The following is an 18788-nucleotide window of genomic DNA, read 5'->3' as shown; positions in this document are numbered from 1 at the left end:
GGTCAGGTGACAGGCTCAGGGAGCATACGCCTTTCGCAAAGACGCAATAGACGCCATCCCTGGCATGCTCAGCGCGGCCCATCCCTGGTCCGCGATGCTTTGCTACAGGCGTATGCTCCCATCGCTTTGAACTTATCAGCCGTCTGAAACAGGGGAGCGGAGCAACATTTTTTGCCTTATGAATCTCTACTGATCTTAAAAACGAAAAACGCCGCATTAGCGGCGTTTTTTATGGTTACTTCAGAAATTACTTCAGAATCTCAATACGGCGTGGTTTGGCTTCTTCCGGTACCAGACGTTCAAGATCGATACTCAGCAGACCATTTTCGAGACGGGCGTCGCGCACCACAATGTGGTCGGCAAGCTGGAATTTACGCTCGAAGTTACGCTCGGCGATACCCTGATACAGGTATTTACGCTCGGCCTGCTCTTCCGGATGGGCACCCCGTACAGTCAGCACATTGTCGTGCGCTGTGATATCAAGCTCGCTCTGAGAGAAACCGGCCACCGCGATGGTAATGCGGTAGTGATTTTCATCGACCAGTTCAACGTTATAGGGAGGATAACCCCCGTTGCTCTGATTCTGGTTTGATTCGAGCAGGTTAAACAGGCGATCGAAACCGATAGCTGAGCGATAAAGTGGGGTGAGATCAAAGTTACGCATATTAAGACTCCTGAATTTCAGCAAGTTTTGGCAACCTTCCACGACTGGACAGGCTGGATCCGGCACCTCACTGTCCCTTTCGGCGACGGTGAGCGCGTCCGTAAACTAAAAATGGGTGCCAAAGAAGAATTTTCAAGCGCGCAGAATGCAATTTTTTTCGCCAATCTCAGGAAATGACATACACTCAGAACACCTTTTGTCAGACCCGAACGGACTTCGCCCCAGAGTGTTGACGTTGTCTGGCAAGCCAACTCAGCCCGGCGCATGTCAGGGCTGAAGGGATGATGATAATGAAATTGATGAAGACCTTACCTCTGGCTGGAATGGTTTGCTGCGCAATGGCGACAACCGGTTGTTCCAGCGTGATGTCACACACAGGTGCGAGTCAGGGCTATTATCCAGGCACCCGGGCCAGCGCGGATATGCTGACCGACGGGGACACCAGCTGGGCGCTGAAGCCGCTGGCACTGATCGATCTTCCTTTCTCCGCTGTGATGGATACGCTGCTGCTGCCGTGGGACTACTACCGCAGCGACAAAGATAAATCACTCGACTCCCCGCGGGAACGCATTCTGCAGAGCGAAAAGCTGGCGCACACGCAGGAGAGCCTGGCGCAGGCGCAGCCTATGCCTCCGCTGCGCCCTCAGCCGCAACCGTAAATAGCTGCCGCCAGCCCTCCACCTCACGCATATACGCAATCTGCGTGCCGTCAGGTGACCAGACGACCGCGTCGCCTGAGGGGGCGTCATCCGTTCTGCGCGTCAGACGCTGGCACTCGCCGCTCTCAGCGTCACATCGCATCACGCTGTTATCACAGATAAAGGCGACGGCCTGGCCATCAGGATGCCAGCTGAAGGCGGACTGAATGCTGCTGCCGAGACGGGTCACCTGACGCGGTTCGCCGCCGTTGGGAGAGACCGTCCAGAGCTGGATCACCCCTCCCTCATCTGCCATCAGAAACGCAATCTGGCTGCCATCGGGCGCACTGCGCAGCCAGTGGCGCGGTTGCAGCGCCAGACCACGACCGTACGTCAGACGGCGCTGCCTGACGCCAGCCGGGGGCGCAGGCAACTGCTGGCTGCTGCCCTCCAGCGGGCTGGCACCGGCCCGGGCGTAATCGTCCAGGTCTTCGGGCAGATCAACAACAAACACTTCAGGACGCTTCTCGCCCTCCGCCGTCAGCGTGTCGCCGATGAACGCGATAGCCCAGCGCTGCCAGCGGCCGTCCGGTTTCTGATAGCCGCGGTTACCGATCCAGCACTCTTCATAGGCACGGTTGATCTGGTCGCTGCCCGGCTGCGGTGCCGGATGCGTCTCGCTCACCAGCAGGCAAAAGTAGCTGCCGTCATACTCCCGCGGATGCTGCTTAACCGGCGTGACTGCGCGCAGCGGCACCGCGATGCCGACGTTGCGCAGATCCAGCCGGGTATCCCGTTCATGCATGACATGGTCATTGTAGGTAAAGCTCAGACGTGAACCGTCGGGACTGAAGACATGCACATGCGACCCGCCCCGCAGCGCGCCAGGCGTAAAGGGGGGCGTGATATCGCAGGCATCCAGATTGATGGCGGTGGCGTTCTGAACGATTACCCCGCGGCGGTGATGGAAATCATACTGCCACCGGGCATCGGGATGTTCCGGGCCATGAATGCAGACGTAGCGCGGCGGCATATCGGGGCTGACCGTCACCACGCCGACATGAGCCCCGTGCTGTGCCTGATAGAGCACCTCCACCTCACCGGTCATCACATTGACCCGCTCAATGGTCTGGCTGGTAAAGGAGGCGCCCGAAGGACGCACGTCAAATGCCAGCCACTGGCTGTCGGCAGTCCAGACATTGATATTGGTGAGCTGATGCTGACGGGCAGCAAAGGTGATCTGTTTTTCTGACATGGTGAAACCCGTGCAGGAAGCGATGCCCGACAAATTACGCGATTCTGTTTCGCGCTGCAGCTTTTTTACCGGGTTCCGGGCCAGCGCGGCCCGGAAAGCGCAGGGCGGTTACAGCACTAACTCTTCAATGGCATGTGCGACGCCATCTTCCATATTGGTTTTTGTGATGAACTGAGCGATAGCCTTGACCGAATCAATCGCATTGCCCATGGCGACACCCGTGCCGGCATACTCAATCATCGCCAGGTCGTTCTCCTGGTCACCTATCGCCATCACCTCTTCCTGCTTCAGGCCGAGCTTCTCCGCCAGCATTCTGACGCCCTGACCTTTGTTGACCCGGCGATCGAGGATTTCCAGATAATAAGGCGCACTCTTCAGGATGGTATAGGTCTGCTTAGCATGCTCTGGCAGGCGGGCAATCGCCGCGTCGAGCAGGGCCGGACGGTCGATCATCATCAGTTTTGGGAAGCGCGTCGCGCGGTCCATCTCTTCCACCGCACGATAGCGCACCGGAATCCCGGTCAGGCTCGCCTCATGGATGGTGTATTCGCTGATGTCTTTGTTGGGTGTATAGAGATGGGATTTGTCGAACGCCTGGAAATGGACGCCAAGTTCACGCGCCAGCTGCTCAATGTAGAGGTAGTCGTCAAAGGTCAGCGTCACTTCCGCCACGCACTCACCATCTTCAGCCTGATGAACCAGCGCGCCGTTGTTACTGATCGCGTACTGGCCGGGGGTCTGCATATCCAGCTCCATCAGATAGCGCTGGATACCCACAAACGGCCGGCCGGTGGTCAGCACAATCGATACCCCCTGCTGGCGGGCGCGATCAAGGGCAGATTTCACCCCCGGCGTGATCTCATGCTGCGGATTGAGCAGGGTGCCATCCATGTCGATAGCGATCAATTTAATAGCCATAGAGTCCTCGTTGCGTCTGGGTTTGGTTCAATGCTAGCGCGATTCAGCGCGTATTGACCAGTTTCATAGCAGGCGGGCACCCCCGGCCGACCGTCAGTGTCAGGCCGTAAACAGATCGCGGTGAATTTTAATCACGGCTTTTCGGATAATGGCGGGTTCACCCGGCGCGCAGCAGGGGCGATGAATATCGTGCGGAAAAAAGATCGCGAACATGCCGGGCAGCAGCGTGATCACCGACTCATTCAGCGTCTTCTGATAAAAGACCACGTCGCGTTGCTGAGCAAAATCCTCGGTCACTCGCTGATCGGGGTGGGCACGGGCCACGCCGATATTCTCGCTGCCGGCCAGCAGAAACTGAATGTCGATGTAGCTGAAGTGGGATTCTGCCCGACGCGCGCTCGCCGGTTCGGTCATCATCTCCTGCACCAGGCAGAACATCTTATCCTCAGGCAGGATGGCATATTTACCGGTGTCGAGCTGGCTGAAGTCGGTGTCAGTAATCCAGCGTATCGCCTGATCGATAACCGGATGAAAGGCGTGACGTTCTCTGTTCCAGTCGTGACAGTCGCAGACAATCATAAGGTAACTCCCTGTATTAACGTTGTGCGCGCTGAAGGCGCAAAGAGAGGCAAGCGTAAAGGAGCAGGGCGAGGGAAAACGTGATCGGTCTCGCAGCACCGGGCGCGGCGTTCGCCGCGGCGGCATAAAAAAAAGGCCATCACCGGAGTGATGGCCTGTCCGGTCTGCGACCAATCAGATATCGATATTGGCTGCTTTCAGCGCATTCTCTTCGATGAAGGCGCGGCGCGGTTCAACCGCATCGCCCATCAGCGTAGTGAACAGCTGGTCAGCACCAATGGCATCTTTGATGGTGACGCGCAGCATACGACGGCTGTCCGGGTCCATGGTGGTTTCCCACAGCTGATCCGGGTTCATCTCGCCCAGACCTTTGTAGCGCTGAACAGAGAGGCCGCGACGCGACTCTTTAACCAGCCACTCAATCGCCTGTTCGAAGCTGGCCACCGGCTGACGACGCTCACCACGTTCAATGTAGGCATCTTCTTCCAGCAGGCCACGCAGTTTGCCGCCAAGATCGCAGATTTTGCGGTACTCCGGCCCCTGAATGAACTCCGCTTCCAGCGGGTAGTCGGTATCCACACCGTGGGTGCGAACGCGCAGAACCGGCTCGAAGAGGTTCAGCTCGCGGTTTTCGCGAACCTGGGCCAGATAAGTACTGCCGTGCGCTTCGCGTTCAGTCAGATAGCTCACCAGGCCGTTCAGCCAGGTCGTGACCTCCGCTTCATTGGTCAGATCGCTCAGCGTGTCGTGATAAATCAGCGCGCGCAGCATGGCCATCGGATAACGGCGCTCCATACGCTTGATCATCTTCTGCGTGCTGTTGAAGTCAGAGACCAGCGTCTCCAGCGGCTCACCGCCCAGTGCCGGAGCGCTGGCGTTGGTGTGCAGCGTGGCACCATCCAGCGCGATGGCGATCTGATACTGATCCATCGCCTCGTCATCTTTGATGTACTGCTCCTGCTTGCCTTTCTTCACTTTGTAGAGCGGCGGCTGGGCAATATAAACGTGGCCGCGCTCAATGATTTCCGGCATCTGACGATAGAAGAAGGTCAGCAGCAGGGTACGGATGTGTGAACCATCAACGTCGGCATCGGTCATGATGATGATGCTGTGATAGCGCAGCTTGTCCGGGTTGTATTCGTCGCGGCCAATGCCACAGCCCAGTGCGGTGATCAGCGTGGCCACTTCCTGAGAGGCGAGCATCTTATCGAAACGCGCTTTCTCAACGTTCAGGATCTTACCTTTCAGCGGCAGGATCGCCTGGTTTTTACGGTTACGGCCCTGTTTGGCCGAGCCGCCTGCGGAGTCACCCTCCACCAGGTAGATTTCAGAGAGCGCCGGGTCGCGCTCCTGGCAATCCGCCAGTTTGCCTGGCAGGCCAGCCAGATCCAGCGCGCCTTTACGGCGGGTCATCTCGCGGGCGCGACGGGCCGCTTCACGGGCGCGCGCGGCGTCGATGATTTTACCGACCACGATTTTGGCGTCTGCCGGGTTTTCCAGCAGGTATTCCGCCAGCAGTTCGTTCATCTGCTGCTCAACCGCCGATTTCACCTCTGACGAAACCAGTTTGTCTTTGGTCTGTGAGGAGAATTTAGGGTCCGGTACTTTCACCGACACGACGGCAATCAGGCCTTCACGGGCATCGTCACCGGTGGCGCTGACTTTGGCTTTCTTGCTGTAACCCTCTTTATCCATGTAGGCGTTCAGGGTACGGGTCATCGCCGCACGGAAACCGGCAAGGTGCGTACCGCCGTCACGCTGCGGGATGTTGTTGGTAAAGCAGTAGATATTTTCCTGGAAACCGTCGTTCCACTGCAGCGCCACTTCCACGCCGATGCCATCTTTCTCGTTTGAGAAGTAGAAAACGGTCGGATGAATCGGGGTTTTGTTTTTGTTCAGGTACTCAACAAACGCCTTGATGCCACCTTCGTAGTGGAAGTGGTCCGTTTTGCCGTCACGCTTATCTTCCAGACGGATCGAAACGCCTGAGTTCAGGAAGGAGAGTTCACGCAGGCGTTTCGCCAGAATGTCATACTCAAAATCGCGGACGTTGGTAAAGGTTTCGTAGCTCGGCCAGAAACGGACGCGGGTACCGGTTAAATCGGTATCGCCGGTCACGGTCAGCGGCGACTCGGGAACGCCGTGGACGTAAATCTGCTGATGCACTTTGCCTTCGCGACGAATGGTCAGCTCCAGCTTCTGTGACAGGGCGTTAACGACCGAGACACCCACGCCGTGCAGGCCGCCGGAGACCTTGTAGGAGTTATCATCGAACTTACCGCCCGCATGCAGAACGGTCATGATCACTTCAGCGGCGGACACGCCCTCTTCTTCGTGAATACCGGTCGGAATGCCGCGTCCATCATCCTGCACCGAGACGGAGTTATCCGCATGGATAGTGACCACAATGTCACTACAGTGACCAGCGAGCGCTTCGTCGATTGCGTTATCCACGACCTCGAATACCATGTGATGCAGACCGGTACCGTCATCGGTATCGCCGATATACATGCCCGGGCGTTTACGTACCGCATCAAGCCCCTTCAGGACTTTAATACTGGAGGAGTCATAAGAATTCGACATCAACGTTTCTCGCTCATTTTAATCTTCAGGTTGAACCGCTATTTTACCCTGTTCCACGCGGAACATCTTGCCCTTTTCGTCGCTCATGTCGATTACATGTCCGGCCGAAATGGCGCTGACAAAGACCTGAGCCTGGGTGGCTTTTAACCGTTCCGCCAGCAGGCGTCGACGGCTCTCATCCAGCTCAGAAGCAAAGTCATCAATGAGGTAAATACAGCGGCGTCCGCTCTGGCTTGTCAGGAACTCGCCCTGTGCCAGACGCAATGCACACATCAGCAGCTTGAGCTGCCCGCGTGAGAGTAAATCTTCCACCGGCGTCCCTTCAGCCCGGATTCGAAAATCCGCTTTATGGGGGCCGCTGGCGGTGTAGGTCAGTGCACGATCGCGCTCAAAGTTACGCTCCAGCAGCTCGCCATAGTCGCTCTCTTTGTCCCAGCCGCGCTGGAAGGAGAAGCGCAGGTCAAATTCCGGCAGGAACTGGCTGCAGGTGCCGGTGATTTCGGCGGAAATGGCGGCACTGTACTCCGCCCGCCACAGGCTGATCTGTTCAGCCAGCGGCACCAGCTCCTGATCCCAGGGACGGATCTGGCTGTAGCGGGTGACCTGACGCAGCGCGGCGTTGCGCTGCTTAAGCAGGCGACGCAGGTTGTTCCAGGCGTTGAAAAAGCCAGGCGTGTTATGGAAGCAGCCCCAGTCAACATAGGCTCTGCGGTATTTGGGGCCGCCATTAAGCAAACTAAAGCCTTCGGGTGTAATTAATTGCATCGGCAGCAGCTGTGCCAGCTCGGCGACTTTGTGACCGTCGCTGCCATCAATGCGCACTTTACTGTCACCGGCCCGGTTTTTGGTCAGTCCGACCGAAATTTCCCGCTCTTTGCTCTCCAGCCGTCCGTGCAGCACAAAGGCCGCCTCGTCGTGACGGATGACGCGCCCCGCCTGCAGGCTGCGAAACGACCGGCCATGCCCCAGCGTATGGATCGCCTCTAACACGCTGGTTTTGCCGCTGCCGTTGACGCCGACCAGAAAATTAAAGCCGGGAGCCAGTTGCAGGTCAGCCTGTTCGATATTACGAAAATCTTTAATAAGAAGGCGGGTTAAAGCCATGAATCAGTCCAGCTTGAGGGGCAATGATCGGGATGAAATGGGTTTTGCCTTGTAAAAATTCAGGATTTACCAGCACCAAACCAGGCCGTCGGCGTCGCAGCTACGTTGCGCCCCGCCAGCGCAGAGCCACCGGAGCGTACTGAAGTACGTGAGGATGGCGAGCACTGCCGGGGCGCAACGTAGCAAGTAAGCCAGGCCGATATGTAACACCTATAAGCGCATGGGCATAACGACATAGGCCGCAGCAGGACTCGCCACATCCTCAATCTGCACGCTCGACACCGAATCGGTCAGCAGCAGACGCACGTTCTCACACTTCAGCGCGTTCAGCACATCCAGCACGTAACTGACGTTAAAGCCAATCTCCAGTTCGGTGCCGTTATAGCTGACATCCAGCATCTCTTCCGCTTCTTCCTGTTCAGGGTTATTGGCGGTGATCTTCAGCTGATTTTCGGTGACATAGAGGCGAACCCCGCGGAACTTCTCGTTGGAGAGGATCGCCGCACGGGCAAACGCCTGTTTAAGCAGATCGCAGCCCGCTTCCAGCACCTTGTCGGGATTCTTCGGCAACACGCGGCGATAATCGGGGAAACGACCATCAACCAGCTTAGAGGTGAAGATGTAGTCGCCGACGTGTGCACGAATATTGCTGCCGCCTATCTGCACCTGCAGCGGCGTCTCGCCGCCATCCAGCAGACGCAGCAGCTCAATCACGCCTTTGCGCGGCACAATCACCGAATGACTCGGCAGCGCCTGGCCAACCGGCATTGAGCAGACGGCCAGACGGTGACCGTCCGTCGCCACGGTGCGCAGTTCTTCCCCTTCGGTTTCAAACATCATGCCATTGAGGTAGTAACGCACATCCTGATGCGCCATGGAGAACTGAGTCGCTTCGATCAGCCGCTTCATCGTCGCCTGCGGCAGGGTGAATTCGACTTCACTCTGCCAGTCGTCAAGATTCGGGAAGTCACTGGCGGGCAGGGTGGACAGCGAAAAACGGCTGCGTCCTGAGCGCACCAGCATGCGATCGCCTTCCAGCGCCAGCGTGATCTCTGCGCCATCCGGTAAGCCACGACAGATATCGAGGAATTTACGCGCCGGAACGGTGGTCGCGCCAGGCTCATGCGCCTGCGTCAGCGCCACGCGTGCCACCATCTCCATTTCCAGATCGGTACCGGTCAGCAGCAGCGAACCTTCTGTTACCTGCAGCAGCAGGTTTCCGAGGATTGGCAGCGTTGGACGCCCGCCCAGCGGGCCACTTACTTGTTGCAGCGGCTTCAGCAGCTGCTCACGTTCAACAATAAATTTCATAGCGTCACGAAGATAATGTTCTGATGAGATTAGAGAAATCTTCTTTGATATCGTGGCTCTCTTCACGCAGCTGCTCAATCTTACGGCAGGCGTGAAGCACCGTTGTATGGTCGCGTCCCCCAAAAGCGTCGCCGATTTCCGGCAGGCTATGGTTCGTCAACTCTTTCGCCATCGCCATCGCCATCTGGCGCGGACGTGCAACCGAACGCGAACGGCGCTTGGAAAGCAGATCGGCGACCTTGATTTTGTAGTACTCAGCCACGGTCTTCTGAATATTATCGATGGTGACCAGCTTTTCCTGCAGCGCCAGCAGATCGCGCAGCGCTTCACGCACGAAGTCGATCGTAATCGCCCGGCCGGTAAAGTTGGCGTTGGCGATTACGCGGTTCAGTGCGCCTTCCAGCTCACGCACATTGGATCGTAAACGCTTGGCAATAAAGAAGGCGACTTCACCCGGCAGGCGGATGTCATTCTCATCCGCTTTTTTCATCAGGATCGCCACCCGCGTTTCCAGCTCAGGCGGCTCGATCGCCACCGTTAACCCCCAGCCGAAACGGGACTTAAGACGATCTTCCACCCCGTTGATCTCTTTGGGGTAACGATCCGAGGTGAGGATGATCTGCTGATTGCCTTCTAATAAGGCATTAAAGGTGTGGAAGAACTCTTCCTGCGATCGCTCTTTATTGGCAAAGAACTGAATGTCATCGATCAGCAGGGCATCTACTGAACGGTAATAGCGTTTGAACTCTTCGATCGCATTGTTCTGCAGTGCCTTAACCATATCCTGCACAAAACGCTCGGAGTGCATATAAACCACTTTTGCATTGGGTTTACGGGCAATGATGCCGTTACCTACCGCATGCAGCAGGTGCGTTTTACCCAGACCGGTGCCGCCATACAGAAACAGCGGGTTATACGCGCCGCCGGGATTATCCGCCACCTGACGTGCCGCCGCGCGCGCCAGCTGGTTGGATTTACCCTCGACGAAGTTGTCGAAGTTATGACGGTTATTCACATTCGAGCGGTAGGTCACGTCGGCCGGTGCCGGCACATTATCCCAGCTGGGACGCACGATCTGCGTCGGTGCCGGACGAACATGGCTCTGCACGGGCATCACCGGTGCGCTGACGCTGGCCATGACCGGCTGGCTGACCGCTGCCGCCTGCTGCTGAACCGGGCGCGTGCCGACTTCAAAACGCAGCGCGGGCACGTTCGGGCCACAGAATTCATTCAGCAGCGCATTGATACTATTGAGGTATTTATCCCGGACCCAGTCGAGTACGAAGCGATTTGGAGCATACAAGGCAAGCGTATTGTCGTTTAACTCAGCCTGCAGTGGACGGATCCACATGCTGAATTCGGTGGCAGGAAGCTCATCCTGCAAACGGGCAAGACACTGTTGCCAAAGCGTAAGTGACACGGCGGACTCCACTCGTACAAATTCGATAAGAATAGTAGGCGTTACTCTAAGAAACGTTCATTTTTTGACACAGACGAAAGAAAGCGCCTGCGACCGCTATCAGCGGTTTTCCAGCCTGCAATCAGCGGAGGATCGTCAGCGGAAGGGCGGATCATAGCGCAAAGCGAGACAGAGATCTTCCCTTTCTACACAGTTTTGATCCTTTTTATCCACAGGCCTGAGGCGCGCAAAGAAGTTTACGCCAGTTGCCGGAAAAACCCGCAGGGATCTGGCGAAAAGCGTCAGAATTTCGGACGATGTCTCGTTTTATCCCCACGATCCCGCCTCCCGATCGTAATAAGATCCCGTACGATCCTTGCGCTTTAGAGCGGAGCCCGTATAATTCCCCACCCGACATTGCGCCCCAAAGCAAAATGTCGGAACTCAGCGGGCTGTATGCGGGTTTTCAGGTACCGTGCCACGCGAAGTAAATTGACTCGGGACTGTACAATTATTACAATCCCGCCTCTTTATTAAAGACACATTGAGGCGTCGGTCGATTTACTGGCCCGAAACGCGTCACCCAGTGAAAATTTTCAAGTTTAGGTAGAAACCGCCATGAAACGCACTTTTCAACCGTCCGTACTGAAGCGCAACCGTTCACACGGTTTCCGTGCTCGTATGGCAACAAAAAATGGTCGTCAGGTTCTGGCACGTCGTCGTGCTAAAGGCCGTTCTCGTCTGACCGTTTCTAAGTAATAAAGCTAGCCCTGATGGGTAAGCTCGCATTTCCCAGGGAGTTACGCTTGTTAACTCCCACTCATTTCACTTTCGTCTTCCAGCAGCCACAACGGGCTGGCACGCCGCAAATCACTATTCTCGGCCGCCTTAACGCGCTGGGGCATCCCCGCATCGGTCTTACCGTCGCTAAAAAACATGTGAAACGCGCCCACGAACGCAACCGGATCAAGCGATTGACCCGCGAAAGCTTTCGTCTGCGTCAACATGAACTGCCGTCGATGGACTTCGTGGTGGTCGCGAAGAAGGGGGTTGCCGATCTGGATAACCGTATGCTGGCGGAAGCGTTGGAGAAATTATGGCGTCGTCACTGTCGCCTGGCGCGCGGCTCCTGATCGTCCTGATACGCGTCTATCAACGCGGTATCAGTCCATTACTGGGACCACACTGTCGGTTTCACCCGACCTGCTCTCATTACGGAATTGAGGCGTTACGCAGGTTCGGCCTGATAAAAGGCAGTTGGTTGACATTAAAACGCGTATTAAAATGCCACCCCTTGAACCCGGGTGGTGACGATCCTGTGCCGCCAAAAACCTTTGATACCAGAGAACATTAACGATGGATTCGCAACGCAATCTCTTTCTCATCGCTTTTCTGTTCGTGACCTTTATGATCTGGCAAGCCTGGCAGACGGACCACGCTCCGCAGCCACAGCAGACGCAGACCACACAGGGCACCAACAGCGTAGCGGGTGATACCGCCAGTCAGGGTGTACCGGCCAGCGGTCAGGGCCAGACGATCACCGTTAAGACCGATGTCCTGTCATTAAATATCAACACCCGCGGCGGTGATGTAGAGCAGGCACAGCTGCTGACTTTCCCGGACAAACTGGGTTCTGACCAGCCGTTCCAGCTGCTTGAAACGACGCCAGCCTTCCTTTATCAGGCGCAGAGTGGTTTAACCGGCCGTAATGGTCCGGATAACCCGAACAACGGTGCGCGTCCGCTGTTCACCACGGCACAGGATCACTTCGAGCTGGCTGATGGCCAGGCTGAACTGCGTGTGCCGATGACCTATACCGCTGAAAATGGCGTGGTTTACACCAAAACCTTCATCTTCAAGCGTGGCGAATATGCCGTTAATGTCGACTATCATGTCAACAACACCACCCAGCAGCCGCTGGAAGTGTCGCTGTTTGGCCAGCTGAAGCAGACTATCGATCTGCCTAAGCATCGTGATACCGGCAGCAACAACTTTGCACTGCACACCTTCCGTGGCGCGGCGTACTCCACCAGCGAGTCGAAATATGAGAAGTACAAATTCGACACCATCGCGGATAACGAGAACCTGAACACCACCACCAGCAATGGCTGGGTGGCGATGCTGCAGCAGTACTTTGCAACCGCATGGGTTCCGCGTACCGAAGGCACCAACACCCTTTACACCAGCAACCTGGGTAACGGCGTGGCGGCGATTGGCTATAAATCTGCACCGGTGACCATCGCGGCAGGCGCACAGCAGAATCTGGGCGCAACCCTGTGGGTCGGCCCGGAAATTCAGGACAAGATGGCTGCTATTGCGCCGCACCTTGATCTAACCGTGGATTACGGCTGGTTGTGGTTTATCTCTCAGCCGCTGTTCAAGCTGCTGAAATTTATCCACAGCTTCATCGGTAACTGGGGCTTCTCCATTATCGTGATCACCTTCATCGTGCGCGGCATCATGTACCCGCTGACCAAAGCGCAGTACACCTCGATGGCGAAGATGCGCATGCTGCAGCCGAAAATTCAGGCGATGCGTGAGCGTCTGGGTGATGACAAGCAGAAGCAGAGCCAGGAAATGATGGCGCTGTATAAAGCAGAGAAAGTGAATCCGCTGGGTGGCTGTCTGCCGCTGGTGATTCAGATGCCTATCTTCCTGGCGCTCTACTACATGCTGTCAGGCTCGGTTGAACTGCGTCATGCGCCATTCATTCTGTGGATCCATGACCTGTCTGCGCAGGACCCGTACTACATCCTGCCGATTCTGATGGGCATCACCATGTTCTTCATTCAGAAGATGTCACCGACCACCGTGACCGATCCGATGCAACAGAAGATCATGACGTACATGCCGGTGATCTTCACCGTCTTCTTCCTGTGGTTCCCGTCAGGTCTGGTGCTGTACTACATCGTCAGCAACCTGGTCACCATTCTCCAGCAGCAGCTGATTTATCGCGGCCTGGAAAAACGTGGTCTGCATAGCCGCGACAAGAAGAAAGCGTAAGCGATCCAGCGCGGGAGCCATCCCGCCCTATATAGTCTATTCTCAGGCGGTCAAAGCGACCGCCTGTGTTTTTTGTAGCGAGAGAAAATTTATGAGCCACAGCGATACCATTGTTGCCCAGGCAACACCGCCCGGACGCGGCGGCGTCGGCATTCTGCGCGTCTCTGGCGCACAGGCGGCAGAGGTCGCCCGCCAGCTGCTGGGCAAACTGCCTAAGCCGCGCTACGCCGATTATCTGCCGTTTACCGACAGCGACGGCAGCGTGCTGGATCAGGGTATCGCGCTGTGGTTCCCTGGCCCCCACTCCTTTACCGGCGAAGATGTGCTGGAGCTGCAGGGCCACGGTGGCCCGGTGATCCTCGACCTGCTGCTGAAGCGCATCGTGGCCCTGCCAGGCGTGCGGATTGCTCAGCCGGGTGAGTTTTCCGAACGGGCGTTCCTGAATGACAAGCTCGATCTGGCGCAGGCCGAAGCGATTGCCGACCTGATTGATGCCAGCTCTGAGCAGGCGGCTCGTTCTGCCGTGAACTCGCTGCAGGGCGCTTTCTCCACCCGGGTCAATCATCTTGTGGAAGCACTCACGCATCTGCGCATCTACGTCGAAGCCGCGATCGACTTCCCGGATGAGGAGATCGATTTCCTCTCTGACGGCAGAATTGAAGCGCAGCTGAATACGGTGGTCAGTGACCTGGATGCCGTCCGTGCCGAAGCGCGTCAGGGCAGCCTGCTGCGTGAAGGGATGAAGGTGGTGATTGCAGGCCGGCCAAATGCCGGTAAATCGAGCCTGCTGAATGCGCTGGCGGGCCGTGAAGCCGCCATCGTGACCGACATTGCGGGCACCACCCGCGACGTGCTGCGCGAGCATATTCATATTGATGGCATGCCGCTGCACATCATCGACACCGCCGGTCTGCGTGAGGCCAGCGACGAAGTGGAGCGCATCGGGATTGAGCGCGCCTGGCAGGAGATTGAACAGGCGGATCGCGTGCTGTTTATGGTGGACGCCACCACCACCGATGCCACCGAAGCGGCGGCCATCTGGCCCGATTTCGTTTCGCGTCTGCCGCCACAACTGCCGATCACGGTCGTGCGTAATAAAGCGGATGTGACCGGTGAGTCTCCCGGTCTGACGGACGTCAATGGTCACTCACTGATTCGTCTGTCAGCACGTACCAGCGAGGGCGTCGATGCGCTGCGGGATCACCTGAAGCAGAGCATGGGCTTCTCCGGCAATATGGAAGGCGGCTTCCTGGCGCGTCGCCGTCATCTGCAGGCGCTGGAGTTAGCGGCAACCCACCTGCAGCAGGGCAAAGCACAGCTGCTCGGCGCCTGGGCGGGCGAGCTGCTGGCTGAAGAGCTGCGCCTTGCTCAGCAGGCGTTAAGCGAGATCACCGGCGAGTTCACCTCTGACGATCTGCTGGGACGTATTTTCTCCAGCTTCTGTATCGGTAAATAATCCCTCTGGCCTGGCAGCGTGGGCTGTCAGGCTGGCTTTCCCGCCGCGCGCGTTCCTCCGTTATTCCCCTCTCTGCAGTGATTCTTGCCGATATGTTATTTTGCGGCGGCACGCCATTATCGTATAACGGTAGAGGCGCCGATCTGATGTGCCGCCGTGAGCGATCCCGCTCCCGCCGCATCAGGCCGCAAGCCGACCCTATACGTGAAGCTATTCGGGCGAACCTTTTCGCCTGCTACAGGAGAGTTGCATGAGTACACCGCTCGATAAGACCGCTCTGGACACGCTGTTCAACGACGCCCGCACCCACAGTTACTGGCAGGATAAGCCCGTCGATAATGCCCTGCTGGAACAGCTCTATACCTTAACGGCTCTGGGGCCAACGTCGGCAAACTGCTCGCCTGCGCGTTTTGTTTTTGTGACCTCGGCGGAGGGGAAAGAGAAGCTGAAACCGGCCCTCTCTTCCGGCAATCTGGACAAAACCATGAGCGCACCGGTCACGGTGATTGTGGCGTGGGATCGTGAGTTCTATGAGCAGCTGCCCGCCCTGTTCCCGCATGCTGATGCGCGCAGCTGGTTTACCGGCAGCCCGGAAGCGGCAAAAGAGACGGCTTTCCGTAACAGCAGCCTGCAGGCGGGTTATCTGATTCTGGCGGCCCGTTCGCTGGGTCTGGATGCCGGTCCGATGTCCGGTTTTGATCCGGCGAAAGTGAACGACGCCTTCTTCCCGGATGGTCAGTATCAGGTCAACCTGCTGATCAACCTCGGCTACGGTGAGGCATCAAAACTGCATCCGCGCCTGCCGCGTCTGAGCTTTGAGCAGGCAAGCCGTTTCGCCTGATGCTACCCGCGTCGCGATCCGCATCGCGACGCGCATGAACCGCACAGCCCATCATCAGAGACTCCCCCTGTGAACGCCTCAGCGGCGCAGTATCTTCTGCAGGCGCTTTTGCTGCCAGCGGTCCGCCAGCCCATGAAAAACAAAGGTCCGCATCGCGCGGATGAACAGCAAGGCCCCCCAGATAATCGCCACCCAGCGTGCCCAGTGATTGCCAGGCGCCGTCACGCCGTTAAGCGCGAAAAGCAGTGTGCAGACGACCACCGCGGTGATCAGGGAGCGATAAAAGCGTGCTTCCTCCGCGATCCTGCTGCGCGCATCAACAATCCGCTGATCCAGCGCCGGATTCTCGCCATTCTGCGGATCGGTCAGATCACTGTCGCTGACCTCAAAGACCGCAGCCAGCGCACTCAGCGTCTCCAGACCCGGCCGCTCGCCATTTTCAATCCGCTGTACAGTACGGGTGCTTAATCCGGCCAGCTCTGCCAGTTGCTCCTGTGACCAGGCGCGGGCCAGGCGCAGTGCTTTAAATCGGTTGATGCTGCTCATTCGCGTTCTCCGTTGAATCGACAGGAAGAAAAGTGTGCGACAGAAAGCCCGGCAGCAACACGATCCGGACCCGACAGCATCATGACACCCGCACAACAGCGGTGTCACCGTGTGTAAAACTCTTTCCGGCAATGAAGGATGTCAAATCCGGATGTCTCCTGATGAAAAGCCTGTAGCAAACTTTGCCCCCGTGAATCCGTTCGTCCTATTCCGAATTTAGCCCAATCCGTGCGTTGCCGGGTGCATTAGGTTAAGAAAATTCTTACAATGCCTCTGATGATTATCTGACCATTTTCACGGAGCGACAGATGGCTGGTCATTTTGTACGCTGGACGGGTGACCCCGGTTTCCCGGCCAGTGAGATGCACATTCCCCAGGCAATCCGGGACACGGCACAGCAGTTTGCTGACAAACGCCGTGGACGCTTCCTTGCCGCGCGTATCCTGCTGGCACAGCTGATGCAGCGGATTTATGGCATCAATGAGCTGCCGCGCTTAACCATTCAGGATAACGGACGGCCCGCCTTTGCCGACCGCGATCTGCCCGATTTCAGCATCGCCTATGCGGGTAATACCGTAGGGGTGCTGCTGGCCGAAGAGGGCGGACGTGCCGGTCTGGATATGGAGATCGTGCATGCGCGGAGCCGTCAGACGCAGGAGCAGCTGATTCAGGGGCTGACCTCCGGCGAAATTGCCTGGATCAATGCCCAGCAGGATGCGATGGAAGCGGTGACCCAGATCTGGACGCTGCGCCAGAGCATTCTCAAGCTGACGGGAGAGGGCGATCGGGGGCTGGATTCGCTGCGTCTGCTGCCGGGTGCAGGGCGGCTGCGGTCGTCGCTCTATCCCGATATTCAGGTGGTCTGCGATGCAGAGCCTGTGCTGGTCTGGTCGTGTGCGCTCTCATCCGCGACCCAGCGGCTCTATCTGTGGGAGATGGATAACGCCTTTCAGTGGCGCGCATTACGGGAAATGGAGATGGGCAAGCCCAATATCGGGCCGCATGCGCTGCGGCTGACCAGCCTGCCCAGCGAGCGCAATCTGCATCCTGAGATGTGACAACGCCGCAACCGGTGGGTTGCGGCGCTCAGTCACAGCGCTCAGTGCGCGTCGATAAAGACAATCTTCAGTACGAACAGCAGGGCAACAATCACCACGCAGGGGCTGATTTCACGCCAGCGCCCGGTGCCCAGCTTCATCACACAGTACGCGATAAACCCCAGCGCAATGCCTTCGGTGATAGAAAAGCTGAACGGCATCATGGCGGCGGTGACAAATGCCGGGACGGCTTCGGTTAAGTCATCCCAGCGCACGCGCGACAGGCTGGCCGTCATCAGCACACCCACGTAAATCAGCGCGCCCGCCGCGGCGTAGGCCGGCACCATGGCCGCCAGTGGTGACAGGAAAGTCACCAGCAGGAACAGCAGGCCGGTGACGACCGCCATCAGGCCGGTACGGCCACCAATCGCCACCCCGGAGGAGCTCTCTATATAGGCGGTCACCGAGGAGGTGCCCGCCAGCGCGCCACTCACTGAACTGATGCTGTCGACATACAGCGCCTGCTGCATGCGTGGGAAGGTGCCGGTTTCATCGGTCAGGCCCGCTTTATCGGTGACGCCAATCAGCGTGCCGGAGGAGTCGAACAGATTGACCAGCATAAAGGAGAAGATCACCCCGGCCATGCCGATATTGAATGCGCCTTTGATATCGACCTGACCGACCACCGACGTTACCGACGGTGGTGCGGAGAAGAGGCCGACAAACTTCACATCGCCCAGCATCCAGCCGATAGCCGTGGTGATCACCATGGAGATCAGCACCGCCGCGTGGATATTACGCGACGCCAGAATGGCGATAATAAAGAAGCCCAGCGCGCCCAGCAGCACGCTGTGCGAGGTCAGGTTGCCTACGGCCACCAGGGTATCGGGGTTAGCCACAATAATGCCCGCATTCTTCAGCCCCATCATGGCGATAAACAGGCCGATACCGGCGGTAATGCCGACGCGCAGGCTGAGCGGGATATTGGCAATCATCCAGTAGCGGACCCGCAGCAGCGTCAGGATCAGCAGGCCGACCGCACCCCAGAAAATGGCGCCCATGCCGACCTGCCAGGAATACCCCATCGCCCCGACCACCACAAAAGCGAAAAAGGCGTTCAGTCCCATAGCGGGTGCCAGCGCTACCGGCAGATTGGCAAACAGGCCCATCAGAATGCTGCCGAAGGCGGCAATCAGACAGGTGGTGACGAACACCGCCTGCGTATCCATGCCCGCGACGCCCAGGATCTGCGGATTGACGAAGACGATATAGACCATCGTCAGAAAGGTGGTGATACCCGCGATCACTTCGGTACGCACCGTGGTGCCATGTTCCTGCAGCCTGAAAATGCGCTGCAAAACGCCTTGCTTGCTCATGCCATCCATCCAGAAGAAAAAATCATCGGCGCGTATCCTGGCGATTTTACCGGGGCAATACAATGATTTTTCGCAACC

At 57.5% G+C, this 18788-nt stretch carries 18 protein-coding genes; 8 read left to right on the top strand and 10 right to left on the bottom strand.

Going from position 1 to position 18788, the window contains the following annotated elements; genetic code table 11:
• Nucleotides 1-247 precede the first annotated feature (247 nt).
• Complete coding sequence (gene ibpA / locus OXR04_RS18660; protein ID WP_009088277.1) at nucleotides 248-664, bottom strand: small heat shock chaperone IbpA; 417 nt, start codon at nucleotides 662-664, stop codon at nucleotides 248-250.
• A 290-nt stretch (nucleotides 665-954) separates the two neighbouring features.
• Here ibpA and OXR04_RS18655 point away from each other — a divergent pair, with 290 nt between their 5' ends.
• Nucleotides 955-1323 (top strand): YceK/YidQ family lipoprotein, encoded by a 369-nt coding sequence (locus tag OXR04_RS18655; RefSeq protein ID WP_033736117.1) that lies wholly within the window; start codon nucleotides 955-957, stop codon nucleotides 1321-1323.
• Here OXR04_RS18655 and OXR04_RS18650 read toward each other — a convergent pair.
• The 7 genes from OXR04_RS18650 to dnaA form a co-directional block, all read right to left on the bottom strand.
• Nucleotides 1289-2557 carry a DUF3748 domain-containing protein gene (locus tag OXR04_RS18650; RefSeq protein WP_267372561.1) on the bottom strand — a complete coding sequence of 423 codons (1269 nt, stop codon included), beginning with the start codon at nucleotides 2555-2557 and terminating at the stop codon, nucleotides 1289-1291. The two genes, OXR04_RS18655 and OXR04_RS18650, sit on opposite strands and share 35 nt — an antisense overlap.
• Nucleotides 2558-2665: 108 nt before the next feature.
• A complete protein-coding gene (yidA, locus tag OXR04_RS18645; protein ID WP_140923983.1) occupies nucleotides 2666-3475 on the bottom strand; it encodes a sugar-phosphatase in 810 nt (269 codons plus the stop codon).
• Nucleotides 3476-3574: 99 nt separating this feature from the next.
• Nucleotides 3575-4054 carry a YhcH/YjgK/YiaL family protein gene (locus OXR04_RS18640; RefSeq protein ID WP_009088284.1) on the bottom strand — a complete coding sequence of 160 codons (480 nt, stop codon included), beginning with the start codon at nucleotides 4052-4054 and terminating at the stop codon, nucleotides 3575-3577.
• Nucleotides 4055-4228: 174 nt separating this feature from the next.
• A complete protein-coding gene (gene gyrB / locus OXR04_RS18635; protein ID WP_009088286.1) occupies nucleotides 4229-6637 on the bottom strand; it encodes a DNA topoisomerase (ATP-hydrolyzing) subunit B in 2409 nt (802 codons plus the stop codon).
• Between the two features lie 18 nt (nucleotides 6638-6655).
• Nucleotides 6656-7741 carry a DNA replication/repair protein RecF gene (recF, locus tag OXR04_RS18630; RefSeq protein ID WP_009088288.1) on the bottom strand — a complete coding sequence of 362 codons (1086 nt, stop codon included), beginning with the start codon at nucleotides 7739-7741 and terminating at the stop codon, nucleotides 6656-6658.
• 210 nt (nucleotides 7742-7951) lie between these two features.
• Nucleotides 7952-9052, bottom strand: coding sequence for a DNA polymerase III subunit beta (dnaN, locus tag OXR04_RS18625; protein WP_267372562.1), 1101 nt, complete (start codon nucleotides 9050-9052; stop codon nucleotides 7952-7954).
• A gap of 4 nt (nucleotides 9053-9056) precedes the next feature.
• Nucleotides 9057-10472, bottom strand: coding sequence for a chromosomal replication initiator protein DnaA (gene dnaA, locus OXR04_RS18620; protein ID WP_009088291.1), 1416 nt, complete (start codon nucleotides 10470-10472; stop codon nucleotides 9057-9059).
• A 597-nt stretch (nucleotides 10473-11069) separates the two neighbouring features.
• Here dnaA and rpmH point away from each other — a divergent pair.
• From rpmH to OXR04_RS18590, 6 genes are all read left to right on the top strand, one after another.
• Nucleotides 11070-11210, top strand: a complete 141-nt coding sequence (rpmH, locus tag OXR04_RS18615) for a 50S ribosomal protein L34 (RefSeq protein ID WP_003849659.1) — start codon at nucleotides 11070-11072, stop codon at nucleotides 11208-11210.
• Between the two features lie 14 nt (nucleotides 11211-11224).
• Nucleotides 11225-11584 carry a ribonuclease P protein component gene (gene rnpA, locus OXR04_RS18610; RefSeq protein WP_008926396.1) on the top strand — a complete coding sequence of 120 codons (360 nt, stop codon included), beginning with the start codon at nucleotides 11225-11227 and terminating at the stop codon, nucleotides 11582-11584.
• Nucleotides 11548-11805, top strand: coding sequence for a membrane protein insertion efficiency factor YidD (gene yidD, locus OXR04_RS18605; RefSeq protein ID WP_008926397.1), 258 nt, complete (start codon nucleotides 11548-11550; stop codon nucleotides 11803-11805). Before rnpA ends, yidD begins: the two co-directional genes overlap by 37 nt.
• Nucleotides 11806-11807: 2 nt before the next feature.
• The gene (gene yidC, locus OXR04_RS18600) at nucleotides 11808-13454 is read left to right on the top strand and encodes a membrane protein insertase YidC (RefSeq protein ID WP_046100913.1); all 1647 of its coding nucleotides are present in this window, start codon (nucleotides 11808-11810) and stop codon (nucleotides 13452-13454) included.
• Between the two features lie 91 nt (nucleotides 13455-13545).
• Nucleotides 13546-14910 carry a tRNA uridine-5-carboxymethylaminomethyl(34) synthesis GTPase MnmE gene (gene mnmE, locus OXR04_RS18595; RefSeq protein WP_058957173.1) on the top strand — a complete coding sequence of 455 codons (1365 nt, stop codon included), beginning with the start codon at nucleotides 13546-13548 and terminating at the stop codon, nucleotides 14908-14910.
• 250 nt (nucleotides 14911-15160) lie between these two features.
• Nucleotides 15161-15751, top strand: a complete 591-nt coding sequence (locus OXR04_RS18590; protein ID WP_046100914.1) for a malonic semialdehyde reductase — start codon at nucleotides 15161-15163, stop codon at nucleotides 15749-15751.
• Between the two features lie 78 nt (nucleotides 15752-15829).
• Here OXR04_RS18590 and OXR04_RS18585 read toward each other — a convergent pair whose 3' ends face one another.
• Entirely contained in the window at nucleotides 15830-16297 is a 468-nt protein-coding gene (locus tag OXR04_RS18585) for a helix-turn-helix domain-containing protein (protein WP_267372563.1), read from the bottom strand.
• Between the two features lie 308 nt (nucleotides 16298-16605).
• Here OXR04_RS18585 and OXR04_RS18580 point away from each other — a divergent pair, with 308 nt between their 5' ends.
• Nucleotides 16606-17355: a 4'-phosphopantetheinyl transferase superfamily protein gene (locus tag OXR04_RS18580; protein ID WP_046100915.1), complete on the top strand. Its 750-nt coding sequence runs from the start codon at nucleotides 16606-16608 to the stop codon at nucleotides 17353-17355.
• A 41-nt stretch (nucleotides 17356-17396) separates the two neighbouring features.
• Here the strand turns inward: OXR04_RS18580 and OXR04_RS18575 are convergent, their stop codons facing one another.
• Nucleotides 17397-18710 (bottom strand): NCS2 family permease, encoded by a 1314-nt coding sequence (locus OXR04_RS18575; RefSeq protein WP_009088305.1) that lies wholly within the window; start codon nucleotides 18708-18710, stop codon nucleotides 17397-17399.
• Nucleotides 18711-18788: the final 78 nt, after the last annotated feature.

It is taken from the genome of Pantoea sp. GM_Pan_3 (assembly GCF_026541045.1).
Classification (GTDB): domain Bacteria; phylum Pseudomonadota; class Gammaproteobacteria; order Enterobacterales; family Enterobacteriaceae; genus Pantoea; species Pantoea anthophila.
This window is presented reverse-complemented; position numbering and strand designations above follow the sequence as displayed.

Coding starts and splice junctions, on each gene's coding strand:
- yidD (WP_008926397.1), top strand. CDS start 11,548: ATGGCGTCGTCACTGTCGCCTGGCGCGCGGCTCCTGATCGTCCTGATA.
- yidC (WP_046100913.1), top strand. CDS start 11,808: ATGGATTCGCAACGCAATCTCTTTCTCATCGCTTTTCTGTTCGTGACC.
- OXR04_RS18655 (WP_033736117.1), top strand. CDS start 955: ATGAAATTGATGAAGACCTTACCTCTGGCTGGAATGGTTTGCTGCGCA.
- recF (WP_009088288.1), bottom strand. CDS start 7,741: ATGGCTTTAACCCGCCTTCTTATTAAAGATTTTCGTAATATCGAACAG.
- OXR04_RS18650 (WP_267372561.1), bottom strand. CDS start 2,557: ATGTCAGAAAAACAGATCACCTTTGCTGCCCGTCAGCATCAGCTCACC.
- OXR04_RS18590 (WP_046100914.1), top strand. CDS start 15,161: ATGAGTACACCGCTCGATAAGACCGCTCTGGACACGCTGTTCAACGAC.
- OXR04_RS18575 (WP_009088305.1), bottom strand. CDS start 18,710: ATGAGCAAGCAAGGCGTTTTGCAGCGCATTTTCAGGCTGCAGGAACAT.
- rnpA (WP_008926396.1), top strand. CDS start 11,225: ATGGGTAAGCTCGCATTTCCCAGGGAGTTACGCTTGTTAACTCCCACT.
- ibpA (WP_009088277.1), bottom strand. CDS start 664: ATGCGTAACTTTGATCTCACCCCACTTTATCGCTCAGCTATCGGTTTC.
- gyrB (WP_009088286.1), bottom strand. CDS start 6,637: ATGTCGAATTCTTATGACTCCTCCAGTATTAAAGTCCTGAAGGGGCTT.
- OXR04_RS18580 (WP_046100915.1), top strand. CDS start 16,606: ATGGCTGGTCATTTTGTACGCTGGACGGGTGACCCCGGTTTCCCGGCC.
- rpmH (WP_003849659.1), top strand. CDS start 11,070: ATGAAACGCACTTTTCAACCGTCCGTACTGAAGCGCAACCGTTCACAC.
- OXR04_RS18640 (WP_009088284.1), bottom strand. CDS start 4,054: ATGATTGTCTGCGACTGTCACGACTGGAACAGAGAACGTCACGCCTTT.
- dnaN (WP_267372562.1), bottom strand. CDS start 9,052: ATGAAATTTATTGTTGAACGTGAGCAGCTGCTGAAGCCGCTGCAACAA.
- yidA (WP_140923983.1), bottom strand. CDS start 3,475: ATGGCTATTAAATTGATCGCTATCGACATGGATGGCACCCTGCTCAAT.
- mnmE (WP_058957173.1), top strand. CDS start 13,546: ATGAGCCACAGCGATACCATTGTTGCCCAGGCAACACCGCCCGGACGC.
- OXR04_RS18585 (WP_267372563.1), bottom strand. CDS start 16,297: ATGAGCAGCATCAACCGATTTAAAGCACTGCGCCTGGCCCGCGCCTGG.